Source organism: Conexibacter sp. CPCC 205762 (assembly GCF_030646155.1).
GTDB lineage: Bacteria > Actinomycetota > Thermoleophilia > Solirubrobacterales > Solirubrobacteraceae > Conexibacter.
On the sequence record NZ_JAUTDN010000001.1, the window covers coordinates 255320 to 276570 of the forward strand.

23 protein-coding genes and 1 tRNA gene are annotated in these 21251 nt (G+C 73.5%); 13 read left to right on the forward strand and 11 right to left on the reverse strand.

The genetic code is table 11. The features are described from left to right. Positions 1–7: 7 nt before the first annotated feature. Entirely contained in the window at positions 8–778 is a 771-nt protein-coding gene (locus tag Q7L73_RS01135; protein ID WP_304691247.1) for a TetR/AcrR family transcriptional regulator, read from the forward strand. Here Q7L73_RS01135 and Q7L73_RS01140 read toward each other — a convergent pair. Then, the gene (locus Q7L73_RS01140; RefSeq protein WP_304691248.1) at positions 739–1530 is read right to left on the reverse strand and encodes an RNA methyltransferase; all 792 of its coding nucleotides are present in this window, start codon (positions 1528–1530) and stop codon (positions 739–741) included. The genes Q7L73_RS01135 and Q7L73_RS01140 overlap by 40 nt on opposite strands. 40 nt (positions 1531–1570) lie before the next feature. Continuing rightward, on the reverse strand, positions 1571–1867 hold the full coding sequence (gene rpsR, locus Q7L73_RS01145) for a 30S ribosomal protein S18 (RefSeq protein WP_304691249.1): 297 nt from the start codon (positions 1865–1867) through the stop codon (positions 1571–1573). An 87-nt stretch (positions 1868–1954) separates the two neighbouring features. Here rpsR and Q7L73_RS01150 point away from each other — a divergent pair, with 87 nt between their 5' ends. Next, on the forward strand, positions 1955–3433 hold the full coding sequence (locus tag Q7L73_RS01150) for an amidase (RefSeq protein WP_304691250.1): 1479 nt from the start codon (positions 1955–1957) through the stop codon (positions 3431–3433). Here Q7L73_RS01150 and Q7L73_RS01155 read toward each other — a convergent pair. The 6 genes from Q7L73_RS01155 to Q7L73_RS01180 all read right to left on the reverse strand — a co-directional run bounded on the left by Q7L73_RS01155 (position 3430) and on the right by Q7L73_RS01180 (position 8065). Further along, positions 3430–4089: a hypothetical protein gene (locus Q7L73_RS01155; protein WP_304691251.1), complete on the reverse strand. Its 660-nt coding sequence runs from the start codon at positions 4087–4089 to the stop codon at positions 3430–3432. The two genes, Q7L73_RS01150 and Q7L73_RS01155, sit on opposite strands and share 4 nt — an antisense overlap. An 86-nt stretch (positions 4090–4175) precedes the next feature. After that, positions 4176–4778 carry a TetR/AcrR family transcriptional regulator gene (locus tag Q7L73_RS01160; protein WP_304691252.1) on the reverse strand — a complete coding sequence of 201 codons (603 nt, stop codon included), beginning with the start codon at positions 4776–4778 and terminating at the stop codon, positions 4176–4178. A gap of 15 nt (positions 4779–4793) precedes the next feature. Further along, positions 4794–5822 carry an LLM class flavin-dependent oxidoreductase gene (locus Q7L73_RS01165; protein ID WP_304691253.1) on the reverse strand — a complete coding sequence of 343 codons (1029 nt, stop codon included), beginning with the start codon at positions 5820–5822 and terminating at the stop codon, positions 4794–4796. Positions 5823–5888: 66 nt separating this feature from the next. Beyond that, positions 5889–6569: a DUF2461 domain-containing protein gene (locus tag Q7L73_RS01170; RefSeq protein WP_304691254.1), complete on the reverse strand. Its 681-nt coding sequence runs from the start codon at positions 6567–6569 to the stop codon at positions 5889–5891. After that, the gene (locus Q7L73_RS01175) at positions 6566–7582 is read right to left on the reverse strand and encodes a sigma-70 family RNA polymerase sigma factor (protein ID WP_370552403.1); all 1017 of its coding nucleotides are present in this window, start codon (positions 7580–7582) and stop codon (positions 6566–6568) included. The genes Q7L73_RS01170 and Q7L73_RS01175 overlap by 4 nt, the downstream gene beginning before the upstream one ends. A gap of 63 nt (positions 7583–7645) precedes the next feature. Continuing rightward, positions 7646–8065 carry a VOC family protein gene (locus Q7L73_RS01180; protein WP_304691256.1) on the reverse strand — a complete coding sequence of 140 codons (420 nt, stop codon included), beginning with the start codon at positions 8063–8065 and terminating at the stop codon, positions 7646–7648. Positions 8066–8280: 215 nt separating this feature from the next. Here Q7L73_RS01180 and Q7L73_RS01185 point away from each other — a divergent pair. From Q7L73_RS01185 to Q7L73_RS01200, 4 genes are all read left to right on the forward strand, one after another. Further along, positions 8281–8354: transfer RNA gene (locus tag Q7L73_RS01185), tRNA-Met, on the forward strand. 134 nt (positions 8355–8488) lie between these two features. Then, positions 8489–9994: a fused MFS/spermidine synthase gene (locus Q7L73_RS01190; RefSeq protein ID WP_304691257.1), complete on the forward strand. Its 1506-nt coding sequence runs from the start codon at positions 8489–8491 to the stop codon at positions 9992–9994. A 211-nt stretch (positions 9995–10205) separates the two neighbouring features. Beyond that, positions 10206–10574, forward strand: a complete 369-nt coding sequence (locus Q7L73_RS01195; protein ID WP_304691258.1) for a two-component system response regulator — start codon at positions 10206–10208, stop codon at positions 10572–10574. Continuing rightward, entirely contained in the window at positions 10571–13660 is a 3090-nt protein-coding gene (locus Q7L73_RS01200) for a response regulator (RefSeq protein WP_304691259.1), read from the forward strand. The genes Q7L73_RS01195 and Q7L73_RS01200 overlap by 4 nt, the downstream gene beginning before the upstream one ends. Positions 13661–13732: 72 nt before the next feature. Here Q7L73_RS01200 and Q7L73_RS01205 read toward each other — a convergent pair whose 3' ends face one another. After that, positions 13733–14500, reverse strand: a complete 768-nt coding sequence (locus Q7L73_RS01205; RefSeq protein ID WP_304715473.1) for a response regulator — start codon at positions 14498–14500, stop codon at positions 13733–13735. Positions 14501–14542: 42 nt separating this feature from the next. Here Q7L73_RS01205 and Q7L73_RS01210 point away from each other — a divergent pair, with 42 nt between their 5' ends. After that, positions 14543–15121, forward strand: coding sequence for a DNA-3-methyladenine glycosylase I (locus tag Q7L73_RS01210; protein WP_304688453.1), 579 nt, complete (start codon positions 14543–14545; stop codon positions 15119–15121). Positions 15122–15141: 20 nt separating this feature from the next. Here the strand turns inward: Q7L73_RS01210 and Q7L73_RS01215 are convergent, their stop codons facing one another. Further along, on the reverse strand, positions 15142–16365 hold the full coding sequence (locus Q7L73_RS01215; RefSeq protein ID WP_304688454.1) for a trans-acting enoyl reductase family protein: 1224 nt from the start codon (positions 16363–16365) through the stop codon (positions 15142–15144). Positions 16366–16405: 40 nt separating this feature from the next. Next, entirely contained in the window at positions 16406–17263 is an 858-nt protein-coding gene (locus Q7L73_RS01220) for an aldo/keto reductase (protein ID WP_304688455.1), read from the reverse strand. A gap of 33 nt (positions 17264–17296) precedes the next feature. Here Q7L73_RS01220 and Q7L73_RS01225 point away from each other — a divergent pair, with 33 nt between their 5' ends. Genes Q7L73_RS01225 through Q7L73_RS01250 form a run of 6 tightly spaced genes read left to right on the forward strand, consistent with a single transcriptional unit; the run spans position 17297 to position 21246 of the window. Continuing rightward, positions 17297–18241, forward strand: a complete 945-nt coding sequence (locus Q7L73_RS01225; RefSeq protein WP_304688456.1) for an aminopeptidase — start codon at positions 17297–17299, stop codon at positions 18239–18241. Further along, entirely contained in the window at positions 18229–19122 is an 894-nt protein-coding gene (locus tag Q7L73_RS01230) for a hypothetical protein (RefSeq protein ID WP_304688457.1), read from the forward strand. The genes Q7L73_RS01225 and Q7L73_RS01230 overlap by 13 nt, the downstream gene beginning before the upstream one ends. A 12-nt stretch (positions 19123–19134) precedes the next feature. Further along, positions 19135–19662, forward strand: coding sequence for a hypothetical protein (locus tag Q7L73_RS01235; protein WP_304688458.1), 528 nt, complete (start codon positions 19135–19137; stop codon positions 19660–19662). A 33-nt stretch (positions 19663–19695) separates the two neighbouring features. After that, the gene (locus Q7L73_RS01240; protein WP_304688459.1) at positions 19696–20187 is read left to right on the forward strand and encodes a hypothetical protein; all 492 of its coding nucleotides are present in this window, start codon (positions 19696–19698) and stop codon (positions 20185–20187) included. Between the two features lie 31 nt (positions 20188–20218). Then, the gene (locus Q7L73_RS01245; protein ID WP_304688460.1) at positions 20219–20608 is read left to right on the forward strand and encodes a hypothetical protein; all 390 of its coding nucleotides are present in this window, start codon (positions 20219–20221) and stop codon (positions 20606–20608) included. After that, the gene (locus Q7L73_RS01250) at positions 20605–21246 is read left to right on the forward strand and encodes an MBL fold metallo-hydrolase (RefSeq protein WP_304688461.1); all 642 of its coding nucleotides are present in this window, start codon (positions 20605–20607) and stop codon (positions 21244–21246) included. The genes Q7L73_RS01245 and Q7L73_RS01250 overlap by 4 nt, the downstream gene beginning before the upstream one ends. The last annotated feature ends 5 nt before the right edge of the window (positions 21247–21251 follow it).

A 21251-nucleotide genomic window follows, 5' to 3' on the forward strand; every position in this document is an offset into this window, starting at 1 on the left:
CGCGGCCATGGCCGGATCGAGAGACGAACCCGCCGCATCGCCGCCGAGAAAGCCCGCGAAGCGCAGCGCCAGAGCCGACCCCGCCGCGCGCAGCGCGAGAGGCAGAGCCAGACGCGCAGCCGGAGACGCCGCCCTGGCGGACGACGCGTCGCCGACGAGCGCGGCGCGCGCGAGACGGCTGGAGCGGGCGCGTGCGGCCCGCGCCGCGACTCCCGACGGCCCGAGACGCAGACCGCGCGGGCCCAACGACCCCGGCCGCCGCGACAGGATCGCGACCGCGGCACTGCGGGTCGCGCTGGAGCAGGGCGTCGGCGCCGTCTCGCACCGCAACGTCGCGGCGATCGCGGAGGTGCCGCTCGGCTCGACGACCTACCACTTCAGCGGGCTCGACGACCTGCTCGTGGCGGCGATGGAGCAGGCGGTCGCCGCCTACGCCGAGATGCTGGTCGCCTGGTCGGACGCGATAGCCGACGGCGCCGACCTCGCCGATGCCCTCTGCGACCTGATCGAGGCCGGGCTCACCGACGGCCGCGAGCGCGTTCAGGCCGAGTACGAGCTGTACCTGACCGGCCTGCGACGCCCGGCGCTGCATCCGGTCGCGCGCGCCTGGTGCGACATGCTCGCGATCGTGCTCAGCCAGCACGTCGACGAGGAGACCGCGCGCGAGCTGGCGATCGTCGTCGACGGCGTGATCGTCAACGCGCTCGTGACCGGCGGCACGCCGAGCCGGCGCGATCTCTACGAGCTGCTGCGCAAGGTCGTCGGCGAGCTGGTGTAGAGCACCGCCGCGACGGCGGTCGCGAGGTTGAGGCTGGAGACGCCGTCGCGCATCGGGATCCGCACGCGCATATCGGCTCGCGCCAGCAGCGCGTCGCTGAGCCCGTGCCGCTCGGTCCCGAACGCGAGCACCGCCCCGGCCGGCAGCGGCGCCGACCCGAGCGGCTCCCCCTCCGGGTCGAGCGCGACGAGCGGCCGCGGCGACGGGTCGAAGACGACGGCGTCGCGCCCGCCGGCCGCGACGCCGTCCCCGACACGCCCGACCGGCAGCGCGAAGTGCAGCCCGGCCGCTCCCCGCAGCGCCGCCGGATCCCACGGATCTCGCGCGCCCGTCGTCACCACGCCCGCCGCCCCCGCAGCCGCCGCGACCCGCACGACCGCTCCGACGTTGCCGAGATGGCGCGGATCCTCCAGCAGCACCACGGGCGCATCCTCCCCCTGCAGGAGGGAGGGCAGCGAGAACGCTGGCCGCCGCGCGATCGCGACGATCCCGGTGTGGGGCGGGCGGGGGAAGCCGAGCGCGCGCAGCTCCGCGGGCGTCATCGGCGTGACGAGACGCGCCATCGCAGCGCCGACGTCGGGTGCGAGCGCGTCGGTCAGCTCGGCCAGCGTCGCCGGATCGGAGGTCACGGCATGCGTGACGGAGGCGCCGAAGCGGAGGGCGTGCTTCAACGTGTGGAAGCCCTCCAGGATCGCCAGCGACGCGTCGTCGCGGGCGGCGGCGAAGGAGGCGGCGAGCGCAGCGTTCGTCACGCCCGCCGCTCCGCTGCTGCAGACTGCCTGCGGCTCAGGCTCAGCGCGGGCCGCGGCCGCGGCGCTCGCTGCGCTCGCCGGCGCCGGGCGGCGCGACGTAGGGGAGCAGCGCCAGCTCGCGAGCGCGCTTGACCGCTCTGGCGAGCAGCGACTGGTCGCGACGCGAGAGACCCGTCATGCGACGGCCCTTGATCTTGCCGCGCTCGGTCAGGAACTGTCTGAGGCTGTCCGGATTGCGGTAGTCGATCGCCGCGGCGACGTCCTTGTGGACGCTGCGGCGCTTGCGTGATGCGTCGGCCGTCGGCTTGCGACGACGGCTCTTGGAAGGCGCGGGCATCCGACCATTGTACGTCACGGCAGATCGATCGGACAGAATGGGGCCGAAGCGGCCCGCGCGGAGGCCCGGTGCGAGAGGATGACGAGCATGCACCAGAGCGACTACGCCGCCCGCGACGGGCTCGCGCTCGCCGCACTCGTCGCGGCGAGAGAGACGACGCCGGCGGAGCTGCTGGAGACCGCCCGTGTCCGCGCCCGTGAGGTCAACCCGCGCATCAACGCGGTCGTGCGCTGGATGGACGGGATCGCCGAGGAGCGCGCCGCCGGCCCGCTCGACGGCCCCTTCGCCGGCGTCCCCTTCCTGCTGAAGGACCTCGGCCAGGAGTACGCCGGGATCGCCTCGGCCTCCGGCTGCCGCGCGCTCGCGTGGACGCCCGCGGTCGAGCACGCGACCGTCACGGAGCGCTGGCTGAGAGCCGGCCTCGTGATCTTCGGCAAGACCAACACGCCGGAGTTCGGCGCGAAAGGGATCACCGAATCGGAGCTGTACGGCCCCGCGCGCAACCCGTGGGATCCGAGCCGCACGCCCGGCGGCTCCTCCGGCGGCGCCGCGGCGGCGGTCGCGGCCGGGATCCTGCCGGTCGCCGGCGCCAGCGACGGCGGCGGCTCGATCCGGATTCCCGCCGCCTGCTGCGGGCTGTTCGGCCTCAAGGCCGGTCGCGGCCTCGTCCCCAACGGCCCGCGCGCGACCGAGCCGCTGCACGGTGCCGCGACCGACGGCGTGATCTCGCGCAGCGTGCGCGACTCGGCCGCGATGCTCGACCTGCTCGCCGGCGCCGACGCAACCGCCGCCTACGCGCCCGCCCGCACCGAGCGCCCGCTGCTGGAGGAGGTCGGCCGCGAGCCCGGCCGGCTGAAGGTCGGCGTCGTCTCCAGCTCGGCGATCAACCCGCATCCGCACCCGCAGGCGGTCGCGGCGGTGCAGGACGCGGCGAAGCTGCTGGAGTCGCTCGGCCACGACGTCGAGCCGGTCGCGACGCCGTACGACGACGCCGCGCTCGCGCGCGACTTCCTGACGCTGTGGTTCGTCTACGTCGCCTGGGAGGTCGAGGAGGTCAAGCGCCTCACCGGCGCCGGCGACGACGGCTTCGAGCAGGACACGCTGATCATGGCCGCGCTCGGCCGCAAGGTCTCCGGCGTCGAGCACTGCGCGGCGCTGGAGCGACGCCACGAGCATGTCGCCGCGCTGGCGAGATTCCACCAGCGATACGACCTGCTGCTGACGCCGACGCTCGCCGAGCCGCCGCCGAAGGTCGGCGCCTTCGACACGCCGAAGGCGCTCAGACCGCTCGCGGCGACGCTCTTGAAGACGAGAACGGCCGGCGTGCTCGCGAAGCTCGGGATCGTCGACAGAATGATCGACGACAACCTCGGCTGGGTCCCGTTCACGCAGCTGGCGAACCTGACCGGCCGCCCGGCGATGAGCGTCCCGTTGCACTGGACGCCCGACGGCCTGCCGCTCGGCGCGCAGTTCGTCGCGCCGCTCGGCGGGGAGGGGATGCTGGTGCGGCTGGCGGCGCAGCTGGAGGAGGCGCGCCCCTGGTTCGAGCGCCGCGCGCCGCTCTAGCCGGCGCGCTCCACGCGCCGCCGCAGGTTCGCGAACTGGCGCGTCTGCATCACCCAGTGCGACGGCTCGAGGAAGGCGACGCTCATCAGGGGACGCAGCAGTCGCGGCCGCAGTGCCCAGTAGCCGCTGACGACGAGGCGGGTGCGGTCGCCCGGCAGCGCGTGCAGTTGGAAGCCCCACAGCGAGTCGGTGAAGCGGCGCGGGCGCGCCGGCGTCGTCGTGTCGAACGGGCGCCCGCGCAGGTCGAGCGCCATCCGCAGCCCGAGGAAGCGCTCCGGCTCCAGCGCCGCGACCTCCCACCACTCGCTGCCGTCCGGCTTCGCGAGCAGGCGGTCGCCGACCGCGATCTGCTGCCACTCCGGGTGCAGCCGCTCGGCGCTGCGGCGGCCGAAGTCGTCCAGCCGGTCCCAGCTGTACCAGCCGGCGCGATCGACGCCCATCTGCGTCAGCCACGGCCACACGTCCGCCGGCGGTGCGTCGAGCGTCACCGCCATCGTCGCGCTGCGCACGCCGCCGGGGATCAGGTCGGCACCCGGGAACGGCCGCTCCAGCTCCTCGGCGGTCGCGCCCCAGCGCAGCATGCGCGGCCGGACGGCGAGGACGTAGACGCCGACGAGGGCGGCTGCGAGCGTGGTGGCGCGGGCGGTGGTCGGCATGGCGCCGATGCTAGGTGCTGCCGTCCGCGCCGCAATCCGTAGAGGCCCGCAGCCGGGACGCGTGATTCCCGCTCGCGCGCGGCGCGCTAACGCGGACCGTTCAAGACGCTCTTGAAGACCTCGGCGGCGGTCCCCTTCAGCGCCGCCGGCGTCCCGCCGCTCTCGACCACGTAGGCGACCAGCTCTCTGAGGCCGCCGACGAGCATCAGGGCCGTGTCGTGCGCGACCGGCGGCACGCCCGAGCGGCGCATCTCGTCGGTGTCGACGAGCCTCATCACGAGCTTCGCGAACGCCTCCAGCGCGGCCCGCTGTCTGGCGCTGCCGACGTCCCCGAGGCCGGGGATCTCGCGGATGAAGCTGACCGTCAGCTGCGGCTCGGCGGCAATCGCGTCGAGATAGGCGGCGAGCGCGACCTCGACCTGCCGCTCCCACGGCGCGCCCGGGTCGACGGTGCGCAGCACGTGCTCGATCAGCACGTCCCCGAGCGCGTCGAACAGCGCCAGGAAGCAGGCGTCGCGATCCTCGAACTGCTCGTAGAAGGAGCGGCGCGAGGTGCGCGCGTGGCGGACGACGTCGGTGATCGTCGTCGCGCGGTAGCCGCGCTCGGTGATCGACGCCGCCAGCCCCGCGATCAGGCGCTCGCGGTGGCCGGGTCCGTCGGGCAGCTTGGGAATCGGGGGCGCGCTCATGTCGAGCGCGACACGCTACCGGCCGGGGCCGACCCCAGCCGCCTGTCGGTCCGGCGTCAGCCCGCCGGCGGCCTCCGCGAGCAGCTCGTAGGAGCGCTGCCGCGCCTGCTGGTCGTGGATCGCGGAGACGACCATCAGCTCGTCGGCGCCGGTCTCCTCGACGACCCGCTCCAGCCCCTCGCGCACCGTCTCCGGCCCGCCGACGATCGAGTACGCGAGCATCCGCGACGCCTGCGCCTTCTCCAGCGGGCTCCAGTACGCCTCGATGTCGTCGATCGGCGGCTGGTACGGGCCGGGCCGGCCGCGGAAGAGGTTCGTGAAGCCCTGCTGGACTGTCGTGAACAGCCGCCGCGCCTCCGCGTCGCTGTCGGCCGCGACGACGTTGAGGCCGACCATCGCGTAGGGCTTCGCGAGCTGGTCGGAGGGCTGGAAGGTGCCGCGGTAGGTGTCGAGCGCCGCGTGCAGCTCGGTCGGCGCGAAGTGCGAGGCGAAGGCGTAGGGGAGGCCGAGCATCGCCGCCAGCTGGGCGCCGAAGGTGGAGGAGCCGAGGATCCACAGCGGCACCTCGCTGCCGGTGCCGGGGAAAGCCTGGATCCGCTGGCCGGGCTGCAGCGGGCCGAGCAGCGCCTGCAGCTCCTTGACGTCCTGCGGGAAGGCGGCGGCAGCGGTCACCTCGCGCCGCAGCGCGCGCACGGTCGTCTGGTCGGTGCCGGGAGCGCGGCCGAGGCCGAGGTCGATGCGGCCGGGGAAGAGCGCGTCGAGCGTGCCGAACTGCTCGGCGATCACGAGCGGCGAGTGGTTGGGCAGCATGATCCCGCCGGAGCCGACGCGGATCGTCTCGGTCGCGGCGGCGAGATGGCCGATCACGACCGAGGTCGCGGCGCTGGCGATCCCAGTCATGTTGTGGTGCTCGGCGACCCAGTAGCGGGTGTAGCCGAGCCGCTCCGCGTGGCGGGCGAGGTCGGCGCTGTGCAGCAGCGCCTCGCGCGGCGTCGAGCCGGCCATCACGGGGACGAGGTCGAGGACGGAGAGCGGAGGGGTCATCGCTGCCTTGGTTCGAAGAAGATCGAAGAAAGATCAGCGTAGCGGACGGCGCGGGCGCCGCTCGCGTCAGCGTCCCGGCCGCCCGGGCGGCGCTTCTCTGCTTGCGCCAACGTGTCTGTCGAGCCAGGCGTTCATCGGCTCCAGCGCGCCCCAGACGCGCTCGACGTGTCTCAGCCCGGCCTTGGCGGTGATCCCGGTCTCCTTCGGCGCCAACCGGTCGCCGGCGATCAGCATCTTGTGGCGCAGCAGGCGGACGCGCGGATGGTGCGGGTCGATCCCGCGCGGGGCGCGCTTGAGCGTCTCGCCGAAGACCTCGACCCCCGCGGCCTCGACCTGCGCGACCGCTTCCACCAGCGCCGGGCCGCTCTTCTCCGACAAGACGGCGGCGCGGTAGCGCTCGAGCTGGTCGCCGAGCAGCACGTAGTAGCCCCCGCCGGCGAAGAGCCCGTCGGCCGAGATCTCGGCGTAGAGGCCGGCGTTGGAGCCCGGCCGCTCGACGACCGCGCCGTACGTGCGCGTCTTGTACGGCGACTTGTCGTGCGAGAAGCGCGTGTCGCGGTTCTGGCGGGCGAGCTTGGCGACGCCGCCGTCGCGCTCGGCGCGCTGCTCCAGCAGGCTTTCGAGCGGGCCGCGCACCTGCGTCTCGTACGTCGCCTTGTTGGCCTGGAACCAGTCGCGCTCGTTGTGGTCCGCGAGCTCCTCGAACCAGGCGAACGCTTGGGATCTGAAGCCGCGGAATCTCGTCATGCGCTCGCTTCCAACCTCGGTGGCAGGCCGAACTCCCCGAACAGGGCGGGGTAGAGGAAGTGGTGCAGGCCGCTGATGCGGTCGCCCGCGGTCTCGACCACGACGATCGCCCACGGCTCGTACGGACCCTCGGGCGTCGGGTGGTAGATGCCGACGGCCGGCCCGCCGTTGGCCTGCGTGACGAGCAGTCTCGAGCCCTCGCAGTGGGCGCCGGTGGTCGTCATGAAGCGGGTGATGTCGTCGGGCCCGGTCAGCCACAGCGGGAACGGCGGCATCGAGAAGGCCGCGTCCTCTCTCAGCAGCTGCACGAGCGCGCTCATGTCGTAGGCCTCGAACGCGGCGACGTAGCGGGTCAGCAGCGCCTGCTGCTCGGCGTCGGCCGCGCCGGCGGCGGCCGCGCCCGCGTCGGCGCTCGTCGCGAGCGGGTCGAGCTCGAGCTGGTCGATCGTCGCGCGCGCCCGCTGCAGCGCGCTGTTGACCGACGCGACGCTCGTGTCGAGCAGCTCCGCGACCTCGCTCGCCTGCCATCGCAGCACCTCGCGCAGGACCAGCACCGCGCGCTGCTTCGGCGGCAGGTGCTGGAGCGCGGCGACGAACGCCAGCCGCAGCGTCTCGCGATGCTCGGCGAGCGCCGCCGGGTCGGCCTGCTCGGGCAGCACGCGCGCGTCGGCGATCGGCTGCACCCAGGCGCTCTCCGGCAGTCCGGCGCCGAGCGCCGCGTCGGCACCCGAGGAGGGGCCGAGGTCCATCGGCGTCGCGCGCCGCTGCGCGCTGCCGAGGATGTCGAAGCAGACGTTGGAGGCGATTCTGTACAGCCACGACTTGAGTGCGCCGCGCGCCTGCAGTCTGTCGGCCGAGCGCCAGGCGCGGACCATCGTCTCCTGCACCGCGTCCTCGGCCTCCGAGCCGGAGCCGAGGAGGCGGTAGCAGTAACCGGTCAGCGCCCGGCGGTGGGACTCCAGCTCCAGCTCGAGCGCGGCACCGGCGGGTGAGGTTCCAGACACGAGAGCCATCCTATGACCCCGCCCGGCCGGTGCGAGCCTGTCGCTCCGCCAACTGTCCGATCGGAAGCCGGATCAGCTCTCCTGCGGCGCCGGCGGCATCTGGCTCATGTCCATGTAGATCAGCTCCCACGCGTGACCGTCGAGGTCGGCGAACGAGCGGCCGTACATCGGGCCCTGGTCCATCGTCGGCTTCCAGTCGGACGCGCCGGCGGAGAGCGCTCTCTCGGCGAGCTGGTCGACCTCCTCGCGCGAGTCGCACGAGAGCGCGGTGATGAACTCCGTCACGGCCTTCCCGTCGGCGACCGTGCCGTTGGTGAACTCCTGGAAGCGCGGCTCGGTGATCACCATCGCGTAGATCTCCTCGGAGATCACGATGCAGGAGGCGGTCTCGTCGGTGAACATCGGCTCGTGCGCCCAGCCCAGCGCGGCGAAGAAGGCGATCGAGGCCTGGAGATCCTTGACCGGCATGTTGACGAACACCTTGCGGCGCATGGGCGAGTCCTTTCGGGAGGTCTGCCGCCGCGCTCCGTGATGGCGCGGCGTCTGTCGGGTGCAAGGACGAAGCGTCCCGGCCGAACTCATCGGGCGATCAGGAGCTGGCGCGTACACGCTCGCCTCGCATGCGAGACGCGTCGCGCTCCTGATCACGCCCGCGGCGGGCGGGACTCCGCGCCTGCCGGTCGCTTCGCTATCCTTCGCGCTCCCGCGCCTGGGTAGCTCAGCTGGTTAGAGCGCAGCACTCATAATGCTGAGGTCGGGAGTTCGAGTCTCCCCCCAGGTATCGCAGCGAAGCGCCGGCCCGCAAGGCCGGCGCTTCGTCGTTCTGGGCCCCAGATCCGCAGGCGACGTGCCCGCCCATTGTCCGCCGATCCGGCAATTCGTGCAGCGACCGCGCCAATTCATTAACGTTGCTCCATGTCTGCCGCAACTGCCCGCAAGGGCGTTCAACCGACCCCTGCCGCACTCGCCCCGACGGTCGCTGCGGCGACCGTCTTCGTCGCCTCGGGCGCGGTGCTGGTGCTGGAGATCCTCGCCGTCCGGCTGCTGGCGCCGTACGTCGGGCTGACGCTCTCGACGACCACCTCGATCATCGGCGCGGCACTCGCCGGGATCGCGATCGGCGCCGCCGCCGGCGGCCTGATGGCCGATCGTCGTGAGCCACGGCAACTGCTCGTGTGGCTATTGATCGGGGGCGGTCTGCTGGCATTGCTGACCGTTCCCGTCGTGCGCGCGCTCGGTCCCGGCGCGCGGGGGAAGGGGGATGCGGCAGCGCTCGGGATCACGCTGCTGGCGCTCGTGCCGAGCGCTGCGGTGCTGAGCGCGATCTCGCCGACCGTCGCGCGGATGCAGGTGCGCGACCTCTTGACGACCGGCACGATCGTCGGGCGGCTGTCGGCGTTCGCGACCGCTGGCGCGCTGCTCGGGACGTTCGGCACCGGCTTCGTGCTCGTGCCGCTGATGCCGGTCAGCGCCGCGGTGCTGGCGACCGGCGCGCTGCTCGTCGTCGGTGGGCTCGCGCTCGGGCTCGCGGGCGGTTCGCTGCGGGCGCCGGCGGCCGTCGCAGCAGCGGCCGCGGCGGTCCTGCTGGCGCTCTTCGGCGCCACGCGCGAGTCGCCCTGCGACACCGAGACGACCTATCACTGCGCCTCGGTGATCGTCGCGGCCGACAACCCGAACGCGCGCGAGCTGATCCTCGACGACCTCCACCACTCCTACGTCGACCTGAAGAACCCGGCCCACCTCGAGTACGGCTACACGCAGTGGATCGGCCACGCGATCACGGCGCAGGCGCCCAGCAGAGATGCTCCGCGTGACGTCGTCTTCGTCGGCGGCGGCGGCTTCACGCTGCCGCGCTGGCTGCTGGCGACCCACCCGGGGTCCAACGCGCACGTGCTGGAGGTCGACGGCCGGCTGGTCGACCTCGACCGCGAACGGCTCGGGCTCAGAACCTCGCCGCAGCTGCAGGTGACCGTCGGCGACGCGCGCATGACGATGCGCGACCGGCCGACCGCGAGCGCAGACGTCGTCGTCGGCGACGCCTTCGGCACCTACGCGGTCCCGTGGCACCTGGCGACGCGCGAGTGGATCGGCGAGGTCAAGCGGGTGCTGAAGCCGGGCGGCCTCTACGCGCTGAACGTGATCGACGGCGGCGAGCTGAAGCTGATGAGAGCCGAGACCGCGACGGTGATGGAGCAGTTCAGAAACGTCTGGATGGTCAACGCCCCCGGCGCCGACGCGCGGCCCGGACAGGGCAACGCCGTCCTGCTCGCGTCCGACGGCCCGCTGCCGGATCGGGTCGCCGGCTCCAACGCCTGGAACGGGACGAGCTTCAACCGGATGGCGCTCGAGCACTGGGTCGGCGACGCGACTCCGCTGCGCGACGAGCTGGCGCCGACCGATCAGCTGCTCCAGACCTCCTGATCGCCCGTCACACGTCACCTGGCGCGCCCGCGGCCTCCAGCGGCGTGCGCTGACAGCCGATGGAGTTTCCAGGCCGTTCGCGGCGCCGGATGCTCCCGAGTTGGCCCACCGAAGTTGACGTGAACCGCCAAGACGGGAAGAACAAGACGGGCCGGCCGCCGTGCGGGCGGTGGAGCCGGGCAGGCAAGACGACCAGGAACGTGGAGGCAGGGTGACCACGCAAGAGCCGATCGTCGTGATCGACGACTCGCTCGTCATACGACGGCTGGTGGAGACGATCCTCACGCGCGCAGGGCGCGAGGTGCACGCATACGCGAACGCGGCCGACGCGCTCGCGCGGCTCGGCGACGGCGCGCAGCCGGCGCCCTCGGTCGTGCTGCTCGACGCGCTCCTGCCGGACATGGACGGCGCCGCCGTCCACGCCGAGCTGAAGCGGCGCCACGGCGCGGCGACACCGCCGGTCGTGTTCGTCTCCGGGCTCGCGCGCGAGGAGCTGCCGCCGGCCGACGGCTACGTCCACAAGCCGTTCACGCCCGAGAGACTGCTGGCGGCCGTGGCGGCCGCCGAGGAGGCGGCATGAGCGCCGCGGAGCCGGACGGGCCGGCCGTGACCGGCGAGCCCACGGCCGAGCTGGCAACGGTGACGCCGGCGGCGTCCCCGTCCGCGCCCGCGAGCGCCGGCGTCGACCGCGTCGTCGTGCTGATCCTGCTGGCCGGCGCCGCCGCGCTCGCGCTCACGCTCTGGATCTTCAACTCGACGCTGGCGGCCGAGCGCGACCACACGCGCGCCGTGCTGGTCGCCCAGCACGTCGGCCGCGACCTCTCCAACGCCAGCATCGCGATCCACGAGGCCGCCGCCGGCGCACCGCTGGTGCGCAACGCGAACGTGATCGACGAGCGCGTCGCCAACGCCGAGGCGTACATCCGCGGCGCGCTCGGCGACGGGCAGACGACCGGCAGCGACATCGGCCGCGTCCACGACCCCGACATACGCCTCTGGATGACCGACCTGGCGGCCGCGATCGCCAGCTTCCGCAGCGACCTCGGGCCGGCGCTGGCGCCGACCGCGAGCACGCCGCAGCGCGCGCTCGCCGCCAGTCGCATCGACACGCTGCGCAGACGCAACGCGCAGGTCGTCCGCTACGTGCAGGAGAAGATCGACGACGACCGCAGCCGGGACGACCTGCTGCGGATCGCGATCATCGCGCTCTTCGTCGTGATGTTCGGCGGGCTCGCCGCGTCGGTCGCGCGCAACCGCCGCGCGCTGCGCCGCATCAACGCCGGGCTGCGCCGCAGCGTCGAGCAGCGGACCTCGCAGCTCGCCTCCAGCGAGCAGCGGATCCGCGTCGTGATCGAGTCGTCGCTCGACGCGCTGATCGTGATGGACGGCGACGGCACGGTGCGGGAGTGGAATCCGCGCGCGGAGGAGCTGCTCGGGCTCACGCGCGACGAGGTCGTCGGGCGGCCGTCGCCGCGCGAGAGGGTTCCGCCGAAGGTCTGGGCGCACACCGAGGCCGCCCACCAGCGGTATCTGGAGACCGGCGACCCGGCCGTCTTCCACGCCCGCATCGAGGACGTCGCCGAGCACGTCGACGGGACGCGCATACCGGTCGAGGTGACGGTCTCGGCGGCGCTGGTCGGCGGTGAGCTGATGATCAGCCGCGTCGTGCGCGACATCGGCGAGAGGGTTGCGGCACGCGCGGCCGTCGAGGCCGCGCGCGACGCCGCCGAGCGGGCGGCGCAGGCGAAGTCGGCCTTCCTCGCGACGATGAGCCACGAGATCCGCACGCCGATGAACGCGATCGTCGGCATGACCAGCCTGCTGCGCGACAGCCCGCTCGACGAGCAGCAGCGCAAGCACGTCGAGACGATCCGCATGAGCGGCGACCAGCTGCTGGCGATCATCAACGACATCCTCGACTTCTCGAAGATCGAGTCCGGCAAGCTGGAGCTGGAGGACCACGCCTTCGCGCTGCGCGAGGTGATCGAGTCCTCGCTCGACCTGCTCGCGCCGCAGGCGGCGGCGAAGCAGATCGACCTCGGCTACCTGCTCGAGACCGACGGCTCGACCCGCCTCGTCGGCGACTCGACGCGGCTGCGCCAGATCCTCATCAACTTCCTCTCCAACGCGGTCAAGTTCACCAACCGCGGCTCGGTCACGATCCACGGCCGGCTGACCGAGATCGGCAGCGACGGCACGCCCGGCTCCGAGCGCGCGCGGCTGCGGCTGGAGGTGCGCGACACCGGCATCGGGATCCCGCCCGACAGGCTGCAGACGCTGTTCCAGTCGTTCACGCAGGTCGACGCCTCGATCACGCGCAAGTACGGCGGCACCGGCCTCGGGCTCGCGATCTCCAAGCGGCTCGTCGAGGCGATGGGCGGGCGCGTGACGGTCGAGAGCGAGATCGGGATCGGCTCGACCTTCGCGATCGACCTGGTGCTGCCGCGCGTCCCAGGCCCCGACCCGGTGTCCGCCGACGTGCCGGAGCTGCTGACCGGCTGCCGCGCGCTGATCGTCGACGACAACGCCGTCAACCGCGAGCTGCTGGAGGCCCAGCTGACCGGCTGGGGGATGGAGACCGTCTCCTACGAGCGGCCGGCCGACGCGATCGCGCTGGTGCAGGCCGGCGACTGGTTCGACGTCGCGATCCTCGACATGGCGATGCCGGAGATGGACGGCATCAGACTGGCCGACGCGCTCGCGGAGGCGACCGGCTACACGCTCCCGATCGTGCTGCTGTCGTCGATCGGCGGCGTCGACCCGGCGATCGCGCGCGGCCGTCTCGCCGCGACGCTCTCCAAGCCGGTCAAGCCGGTGACGCTGCGCAACGCGCTCGCGACCGCCGTCGCCGGCGAGGCGCCGAGCCCGGCCGCCGCCGAGACGCCGCCGCAGATACCGTCGCTGACGCAGCCGCTGCGGATCCTCGTGGCGGAGGACAACCTCGTCAACCAGCAGGTCGCGATCGCGACGCTGGAGCGGTTCGGCCACCGCGTCGACGTCGCCGCCGACGGCGTCGAGGCGGTCGCCGCTGTCCACCGCCAGGAGTACGACCTCGTGCTGATGGACGTGCAGATGCCGAACCTCGACGGCCTCGAGGCGACGCGCCGGATCCGCATGGAGCTGGAGCCCGAGCGCCAGCCGCGGATCGTCGCGATGACCGCCAACGCCTTCACCGAGGACCGCGAGGCCTGCATCGCGGCCGGGATGGACGACTTCCTGACGAAGCCGGTCGGGCGCGACGACATGGCGCGGATCCTCGCCGGCACGCCGGTCGAGCGGGCGCGCGGCCTGGGTGACCTCGCCGACGTCGCGGTCGCGGACGTGCCGATCGTGGACGCCGGCAGGCTCGAAGCGGCGACGGCCGGCGACCAGGGGCTCGCGGAGCTGCTGATCGACCTGCACGAGGAGGAGGGCACCGCGCTGCTGGCGCAGCTGCGGATGGCGGTCGAGAACGGCGACCTCGACGCGCTGCGCGGGGCCGCCCACACGCTCAAGAGCGCCAGCGCCTCGATCGGCGCGATGAGGCTGGCGCGCATGAGCGAGTCGCTGGAGCACGAGGCGAGAGCGGGCCACGTCGCCGACGCGACCGAGCGGGTCGACGAGCTGGTCGACGTCTTCGGCCGCACCCAGGTCGAGCTGGCGCGGCTGCGCACGGGCGAGGGCTGAGGCGGCTCAGCCCGCGGCGCGACTGCGGCGGGTGCGGCGGTCGTCGCCCGCGCTGCTCGCGGCGGGCGCGTTTCAGCGGCCGAGCTGCTCGCGCACGGCCGCGGCGAGGCCGCTGACCGTCCACGGCTTGGCGACGTGGGCGCGGGCGCCCAGCTCGCGCGCCTGCGCGACCGCCTCCGCCTCGCCGTGACCGGTCACCATCACGACGCGCAGGTCGTCCGGCAGCGCCCGCAGCACCTCGATCCCGCTGCGCGACGGCAGCTCCCAGTCGAGCAGCACGAGCGCCGCCCGCAGCGCCGGCCGCTCGCCGGCCAGCAGCCGCACCGCCTCGTCGCCGTCGGCGATCCAGCGGACGCTGTAGCCGCGCGCGGTCAGCGCCGTCTGCGCCAGCTCGCCGAGCAGCTCGTCGTCCTCGACGAGCGCGACGTCGACGGCGTCGGCGGGCGCGTCGGGCGGGGCGGCGTCGGCGGGCGGCGCCGCGGGCGGGGCGGGCACGGCCGGCTCGCGCGGCGGGGCGGGCTGCGGCGGCGGGCCGGTGCCGACGCGGTTCTCCAGCTCCGTCGCCAGCGCCACCAGCAGCGGCACCGAGGCGGGCGTCACGCGCTGCTTGAAGCGCAGCTCCAGCGCGCGCGCCGCGGCGCCCGCGGCGTCGAAGCCGAAGCTGCCGAGCGAGCCGGCGAGCTGGTGGGCGAGCGAGCGGGCCTGCTCGCGCGTCTCGTCGTCGACGGCGCCCTCGGAGAAGGCCGTCACCAGCTCGCGCAGCGTCGCGACTTGGCGCAGCAGCTCGGGGCGCAGCTCCGCCCACAGCTCGACCAGCTCGTCTGGCACCTGCTCCGACACGCCGGCAATTGTTCCATCGACGGCGCCTGAGAGGATTGGCCGATGCGCTGCTTCGGCGACGGCGACCCGCTCTACGAGCGCTACCACGACAGCGAGTGGGGCTTTCCGGTCCGCGGCGAGCAGGCGATGTTCGAGCGGATCTGCCTGGAGGCGTTCCAGTCCGGGCTCGCCTGGATCACGATCCTGCGCAAGCGCGAGGGCTTCCGCGCCGCCTTCGCCGGCTTCGACCCCAAGCGGGTCGCGGCGTTCGGCGACGACGACGTCGCGCGGCTGATGGCCGACGCCGGCATCGTCCGCAACCGCGCCAAGATCGAGGCCGCGATCGCCAACGCCCGCGCGGTCCTCAGACTGCGCGAGGAGGGGGTCGACCTGGCCGAGCTGGTGTGGTCGTTCGCACCGGCGCAGGCGCCGCCGGTCGCCGACAGCCTCGGCGGCCTGCCGGCGATCACGGACGAGTCGAGAGCGCTCGCGAAGGAGCTGAGACGGCGCGGCTTCCGCTTCGTCGGCCCGACGACCGCCTACGCCGCGATGCAGGCCTGCGGCCTCGTCAACGACCACGTCGCCGGCTGCCCGACCCGCCCCGCCGCCGCGGCGGCGCGCAGAGCCGCGCTCGCCGCCTGACGCCGCCCGCCGGCGCGGCCTCAGCCGTCGAGCACGCTGAAGCCGATCCCCGCCGCCTGCAGCCGCTCGCGCAGCGGGTCGCCCATCGCGACCGCCGTCGTCAGCTGGCCGGCGCGCTCGGGGAGCGCGTCGTGGGCGAGGCAGAGGGCCGACTCGGCGAGCATCTTCGACGTCTCGGTGTAGCCGGGGTCGCCGCCGCTGACCTCGGTCACGACGCGCGTGGCGCCGTCGCCGGTCGCGCCCTCGAAGCGGACCTTGAACCAGCTCTGCGCGCGCGTGGCGTCGCTCGGGCCCTGGCCGGAGCCGAGCCGCTTGGTCAGCTGGTCGCGCACCGGCTTCAGCTGCGCGGCGAGCACCAGCGACGGCAGCGCCACGCCGGCGCCGATCGCCATCGGCAGCCGCTTCATCGCGGCGTAGTGGCCGTAGGTGAAGTCGGGGCCGTAGCGGTCGAGCGCGCGGGCGGAGCGGAGCACGACCTGCGGGTCGATCGTCGGCAGCGGCAGCGCCCAGCCGACCTTCCCGCCGACGTGCGCAGGGAGGCCCCGCTCGCCGTGCACGCGCCGTCCTTCCGGCCGGCCTTCGGCAGCACGTCGCGCGGACGCCACCTGCGCGGAGGAGCGCATGTGCGAGAAGGCGGTGAGGGCCGAGTCGAGCGTGCCGCCGGAGAATCTCGCCCCGGCGCGCACGTAGGCTCTGACCGTCAGCGGGACGCCCTCCGGCAGCTGCTGGACGGTGAAGAGCGCGCCGAGGTCGTGCGGGATCGAGTCGAAGCCGCAGCAGTGGACCAGCCGCGCGCCGCTCGCCAGCGCGGTCGCGTGGTGTCTGACGTACATCAGGTCGACGAACTCCGGCTCGCCGGTCAGGTCGGCGTAGTCGGTGCCGGCGGCGGCGCAGGCGGCGACGAGCGGCTCGCCGTAGCGGATGTAGGGGCCGACGGTCGAGGCGACGACGCGCGTCGACTCGGCCAGCTCGCGCAGCGACGCTGCGTCCTCGACGTCGGCGTGCAGCAGCGGCACGTCCACCCCGAGCCGCTGCGCCAGCGCCGCGAGCTTGTCGCGATTGCGGCCCGCAAGCGCCCAGCGGGTCGCGCCCGGGGCGGCGCCGTCGGTCACGCCGCTGCTCGCCGGCGCGGCGCCGGTCGCGGCGCGGCGGGCGAGGTAGTCCGCGGTCAGCGCGCCGGTGAAGCCGGTCGCGCCGAGCAGAATGACGTCGTACGGGCGCTCGCCCGCTGCAGGACTGGCCATGCGGCCAAACCTACCGGCGGCGCCCGTGCAGTGCGCCGCCTCAGCCGGCGGCGGTCAGTCGCGCGACCTCTTCGTCACTGAGTCTGAGGTCGGCCGCCGCGACGTTCTGCTCCAGGTGCGAGACGGTGCTCGTGCCCGGAATCGGCAGCATCACCGGCGAGCGCGCGAGCAGCCAGGCGAGCGCGACCTGGCCGGTCGTCGCGTCGTGCGCGGCGGCGATCTCGGCCGCGACGCCGCCCGGCTCGGCGAGCTTGCCGGCCGCCAGCGGGAACCACGGGATGAAGCCGATCCCCTCGCGCTCGCAGTAGTCGAGCACGTCCTCGGACTCGCGGTCGGCGAGGTTGAATCTGTTCTGCACGGTCGCGACGTCGAAGTGGCGGCGCGCCGCCTCGATCTCCTCGACGTTGACCTGCGAGAGGCCGAGGTGGCGCACGAGCCCCTCGTCCTGGAACTTCTTCAGCTCCGCGAACTGCGCCTCCTGGTCCTCCTCGGAGTCGATGCGGTGGAGCTGGTAGAGGTCGATCCGCTCGACGCCGAGCCGCCGCAGCGACAGCTGCACGCACTGGCGCAGGTAGGCCGGCCGCCCGACCGGGATCCACTCGCCCGGACCCTGGCGCGTGAAGCCGCCCTTGGTCGCGACGATCGTGCCCGCGTCGTAGGGCGCCAGCGCCTCCGCGATCAGGTCCTCGGAGATGAACGGCCCGTAGGAGTCGGCCGTGTCGACGAAGTCGACGCCCAGCTCCGGCAGCCGCCGCAGCACCCGCAGCGCCTCGTCGCGGTCGCGCGGCTCGCCCCACGTCCCCTCGCCGACGATCCGCATCGCGCCGTAGCCGAGGCGCGTCACCTCGAGGTCGCCGCCGATCTTGAACGTCCCGGATGCTGCAGCAGTCGTGCTCATGCGCATGAACATACCCCTGCTAGCTTGCCGCTCATGAGCCCCGATCTTGAACGCGCGCTGATCACCGTGATGGAGCGCTCCCTCGCACTCAGACATGGCGAGAACGTGCTCGTCATCGGTGACCCCAGATCGCGCGAGCTGGCGGAGGCGATGCGCGACATGGCCGCCCGCTACGGCGCCGACGCGGTGCTGGCGCTGATGGACGAGCGCGAGAACGACGGCACCGAGCCGCCGCCGCCGATCGCCTCCGCGCTGCTCGCCTGCGACGTCTACCTGGCGCCGACGACGAAGTCGATCTCGCACACGAGAGCGCGCAAGGCGTCCAACGACAACGGCTCGCGCGGCGCGACGCTGCCGGGCGCGACCGCCGACATGATCGCCCGCGTGATGGGCGTCGACTTCGCGACGATGAAGGAGCGCACGCTCGCCGTCACGGAGCTGCTCACCAACGCCGACGAGGCGCACGTCTCCTGTCCGCGCGGCTCGGACCTGACGCTCGACCTGAGCGGTCGCAAGGGGATGGCCGACATCGGCGAGATGACGCGCGCGGGCACGTTCGGCAACCTGCCGGCCGGCGAGGGCTTCATCTCCCCGCTGAGCGGCAGCGGCGAGCTGGTCGCCTCCTCGCTGGCGCCGATGGGGATCTCGCCGGAGCCGGTGATCCTGACCGTCGCCGACGGCCACCTGACCGCCGCCAACGGCCCGGTCGGCCCCGAGTTCTTCGAGCGCCTCAGCAAGCACGGCCCCGACGGCACCAACATCGCCGAGCTGGGCGTCGGCACCAACGACGCCGCGACGCTGACCGGCAACATCCTCGAGGACGAGAAGATCCTCGGCACCGTCCACGTCGCCTTCGGCGCGTCGATGGGGATCGGCGGCACGATCTCGGTCCCGATCCACCTCGACGTCGTCGTGCTCGAGCCGACGCTGACCGTCGGCGGCACGACCGTGCTCGACAACGGCAGATGGATCCTCTGACGACGCTGCTCGCCGTCCCGAACGTCTCCGAGGGCCGCGACGACGCTGCGATCGACGCGATCGCGGCGGCCTTCGCCGGCGGCGGCGCCGGGGTCGCGCTGCTCGACGTCCACCGCGACCCCGACCACAACCGCTCGGTCGTGACGCTCGCCGGCGCTCCCGGCCAGCTCGCACCGGCGCTGGCGGCGGGCGCGGCGGAGGCGGCGCGGCGGATCGACCTGCGCGCCAACGACGGCGTCCACCCGCACGTCGGCGCGCTCGACGTCGCGCCGGTCGTCTTCCTGCGCGCGCAGGATCGCGGCGCCGCCTGCGCCGAGGCGCTGCTGGCGGCCGACCTGATCGCCCGCCAGCAGATCCCGGTGATCGCCTACGGCCTGCTGGCCGAGGGGCGCACGCGCGCGTTCGTCCGCCGAGGCGGCCCCGCGGCACTGGCGCGGCGGCTGGAGGCGGGCGAGCTGGCGACCGACTTCGGCCCGCGCGCGCCGCACCCGACCGCCGGCGTGACGCTCGTCGCCGCGCGCCCGCCGCTGGTCGCCTTCAACGTCACGCTGCAGCCGCCCGCGACCGTCGAGCGCGCGCGGGAGATCGCCGCGCTGATCCGCGAGGGCGGGGCGGAGGGCCTGCCGGGGCTGCGCGCGATCGGGCTGGAGCTGGAGCGCGCCGGCGAGATCCAGATCTCGATGAACGTCGAGCGGCCCGAGCTGACGCCGCTGCACGCGGTCGTCGCGGCGATCGCCGCGCACGCGCCGCTGGCCGCCGCGGAGCTGGTCGCGCTCGCGCCCGAGGCGGCCTTCGAGCGCTTCCCGCCCGACCTGCCGATCCCGGGCTTCGACCCGCAGCGTCACCTGATCGAGGCCGCGCTCCGCCGGGCCGCCTCGTAGGCTGCCGGCAACATGCGTTCTACTCCGCTTTCAAGAGCGGCGCTTGCGGGCGCCGCATCGCTGCTGCTCGCGGCCGGTCTCTTCGCCGGCTGCGGCTCCGACGACAGCAGCTCGACGTCCGCCTCCTCGACCCCCGCGACGACCGCGACCGTCTCGCTCGCCGACGCCGCGCAGGCGTACATGCCGATCGACGCGGAGATCAGAGCGATCGGCGGCGACATCGCCACGACGGTCAACGACGCGCCGAACCAGACCGACGACGCGCTCGCCGAGCAGTTCGGCGGCCTGACCGACCGCACGGAGGCGGCCGTCGGCAGACTCGAGGCGCTGGAGGTCCCGGCCGACCTCAGCACCGCGCTCGACAACCTGCGCGAGGCGCTGCAGACCGGCGCCGACGACCTCAGAGACATCGCGGCGGCGGCGAGAGCGCATGACGCGCAGGCCGCGAGAGAGGCGACTCAGCGGCTGATCAGCGACAGCGCCGGGATCAGAGAGGGCCGCGCCGAGGTCAACAGAGCGCTCAGAAGCGCCGGCAGCTGATCCGCGCTCGGGCGGAGGGCGTACCGTGAACAGGTGCCCTCCGTCCGCAACATCCTGCTGCTGACGCTCGCGCTCGCCCTGAGCGCGGTCTCGATCGCCGCCGCGGCCGGGCGCTTCGCGGGCGACCCGACTGACGCGCCGAGCCGCGTCGCGACGCAGACCGCCTACCAGAGCATCAGAGACGATCTCGTGCAGGAGGCCTACGACCTCGAGTTCCTGCTGATCCACGTGCGCCTCAACACGCCGGCCGAGCTGGGCGAGCAGATCAGCGCGCTCGCCGGCCGCAGCCGCGAGCAGGCGCGGACGCTCGCCGCGACCGCGCCGCCGCCGATGATCGCCGACCTCGTCAGCACGCTGCGCGAGCAGCTCTCCGCGCAGTCGCGCGCGCTCGCGCGGCTCGCCGGGCCGGCGCGCGCGCACGGCCCCGACGTCGTCAGAGCGGCCCGCTCGCGGCTGAGAGCCCAGGCCGAGCGGATCCTCGACGCCCGCCGCCGGCTGGCGACGGCGTTCCTCGTCGGCTCCTGAGGCGATCCGTCCATTAGAGTCATAGGCACCAATGGCTCAGACGAAGAAGAAGCGGCAGACCAAGCACCGCGGCAACGCAGCCGGCCAGGTGGAGGCGCGCGGGCGCACCGGCCGCAGACTCGAACCCGGCGAGCGGGGGAGAGACGGCAGACTCGACGCGCGCGCGAGACGGCTGCAGCGGCTCGACACGCCGCCGACGTGGAGAGGCGCGATCAACCGCGCCGGCATCGCGACGCTCTTCTTCTTCCTGCTGCTGGTGCTCTTCTTCAGAGACCAGCCGTTCGCGAGCAAGGTCTTCATCGCGCTCTTCATGCTCGTCGTCTACATCCCGATGGGCTACTACACCGACCTCTTCATCTACAGACGCCGTCAGGCGAAGAGAGCCGGGGGCGCGAAGCCCGCGAAGAGAGACGCGGCGTGATCGAGGTCGCCTCCTTCACCGTCGGGCCGGTCCAGGAGAACTCCTACCTGGTCCGCAAGCAGGGGGCCGACAGCGCCGTCATCTTCGATCCCGGCGACGAGGCCGACCGCCTGCTGGCGGGGATCGAGCAGCTCGGCGTGAGACTGGAGGCGATCCTGCTCACGCACACGCACTTCGACCACGTCGGCGCCGTCGCGCCGCTGGCGAAGGCGACCGGCGCCGAGGTCTGGTGCCCGGAGCTGGAGCGCGACGTGCTGCTCGACATCCAGAGATGGGTGCCGTGGCCGGGCTTCGGCCCGTTCGAGAACTGGGATCCCGAGCACACGGTCAGAGGCGGCGAGCGGCTCACGATCGCCGGGCTCGACTTCGAGGTCGTCTTCACGCCCGGCCACAGCCCGGGTCACGTCACCTGGTCGCTGGCGGAGGAGCAGACGCTGTTCTCCGGCGACGTCCTCTTCCAGGGCTCGATCGGCCGCACCGACCTGCCGTTCGGCGACCACCAGACGCTGCTGCGCTCGATCGCGGGCCTGCTCGACGCCTTCCCCGACGAGACGGTCGTCCATCCCGGGCACATGGGGATCACGACGCTCGGGGCCGAGCGGGCGACCAACCCGTTCCTCCAAGACCTCGTCGCGTAGCCTTC